This is a genomic window from uncultured Maritalea sp. (assembly GCF_937139385.1).
Taxonomy (GTDB): Bacteria; Pseudomonadota; Alphaproteobacteria; order Rhizobiales; family Devosiaceae; genus Maritalea; species Maritalea porphyrae_A.
Genome location: NZ_CAKZPW010000298.1, coordinates 1 through 1,782, shown reverse-complemented (window position 1 = coordinate 1,782; position 1,782 = coordinate 1). Strand labels below are relative to the sequence as shown.

The 1,782-nt window shown below is 49.8% G+C and carries 3 protein-coding genes; all 3 read left to right on the top strand.

What is annotated here, in order from left to right:
• Positions 1 to 331: hypothetical protein (locus Q0231_RS12310; protein ID WP_299347871.1), on the top strand; the 331-nt coding region annotated here is incomplete at its 5' end.
• Positions 324 to 1,400, top strand: coding sequence for an LptF/LptG family permease (locus Q0231_RS12305; protein ID WP_299347870.1), 1,077 nt, complete (start codon positions 324 to 326; stop codon positions 1,398 to 1,400). The genes Q0231_RS12310 and Q0231_RS12305, both read left to right, overlap by 8 nt.
• Positions 1,397 to 1,782: hypothetical protein (locus Q0231_RS12300; protein WP_299347869.1), on the top strand; the 386-nt coding region annotated here is incomplete at its 3' end. The genes Q0231_RS12305 and Q0231_RS12300, both read left to right, overlap by 4 nt.

The following is a 1,782-nucleotide window of genomic DNA, read 5'->3' as shown; positions in this document are numbered from 1 at the left end:
TGCGCCACGTCAATTGGCGCTCTTGCATGACAGGATCGCCTCCCCCCTTTACTTGCTCAGCCTGGTGCTGCTTGCCTTTGCCATGAGTATGCAGCCCCGTCCTTTGCGCTCCAAACGTCGCATCAACGGTGATGTGGTCCTTCTAGGTACTGGCGTGTTGGTGAAAGTGCTGGGTGCCAGCGCCAAACAGCTTGCCGGTGGTGATGCAAATTTGATCCTGCTTATCTATTTGATACCGGTTTTACCTTTGATACCCGCCTTTGTCATCGCGTGGCGAAATGGCGCCTTTTCTACCATTCCAGCAGACTTGCGGAGTGTGGCAAATGTTTAGGCTCGGAAGACATTTTGCAGGACACATCTTGCGCTCAATCGCAATTGTGACTTTTTTGTTCTTTTGCTTGGTGGCGCTCATCGAGTTGGTTGAAGTTGGCAATAGGCCGAACCTTGGTCTGTTTGAACGCCCCTTAATCACATTGGCTTCAGTTGGGTTGACTGCCATCAGCTGGGCTGGTGACCTTTTGCCCATTTCCATTTTGGTCGGTTCGGTATTGGCGCTAATCGACTTACAAAACAACCGAGAACTTATTGTTGCCAAATCAAGCGGCGTGTCGATTTGGGGCATTCTGGCCGTGCCTGCCTTTGCAACATTGGTGATTGGCATTTTTGTGAGCTATGCGGGCGAAGTTGCTGTTTTGCACAGCAAGCAGTTGGTGGAAAAAAATGTAGGCATCATCGAATCCTCACAACTGACAAGCCAAGGCAGTGGCCGATGGATCAAACAGCAACCCGATGGTGGCCCATTTTTCATCCGCGCAAAATACCTGTCTGATGATGGCTTACGGATGCGAGATGTCTCCGTGTTTAAATATGATGCAAATCAAGGCCTTGGTGAGCAGATTGTCGCCCAAGACGCAGAATTTGTGGGTAACGCGTGGCAATTGATAAAGGGTACACTTATCACATCCAACGGTGAAAAGCGCTCGTTCGAACGTTTAGATCTCACCGTCAGTGCCACCAAAGAATCGATTAGCTTGCAGTTGGGATCTGTTCATCAAATGAACATTTTTACCCTGCGCGATTTCATTCAAAGCGTGAAGGTTGAGAACAGCAATGTGGCTGCCGCATTGATGCGATTGCGCCGAGCAGAGGCGCTACCTGCGTTGCTTGTTGGTTCTTTGTTAATTGCGTTTGCATTTACCGTTGGTTATCGCCGCCACGGCACTTCCGGGTCACAAGTTCTATATGGTATTGTATTGGGGTTCGTGCTTTATGTTGTCACGAAATTGCTCGAACGGGCGGGTAGCTCGGGAGTGATGGATGCAACATTGGCCGCATGGGGACCTGCAATAGTCGCAATTGTTATCGGAACAAGTGTACTATTGTGGAAGGAAGATGGATGAGTGTAGCGCGTAACCACGCGGGTTGGAGTAGTTGGCGACATGTGCTGCTCAACACCACTACGGTGTTGGGTTTTCTTGTTGCGTCGACTCAAATCGCGCGCGCTGAGCAGCTCCTCCCCACCGATTTTTTTGCCAATCAAAAACTCTCTACCACCAGCCAAATGTTGGTTTCTGCAGATCGACTAACCGTTGATAGTCGAACCTCCATTGTCGTGGCACAGGGAGGCGTTCGCTTATCCTCTGAAGGCTATCTAATCGCGGCGGATCGGGCAGAATATAATCAAAAAAGCGGCAAAGTGATTTTGGTTGGTTCTGTTGCAGTACGCGATCCTGAGGGTCAACAATATACATCAGACCGCGCGGAGCTTTATGGTGGCTTTAA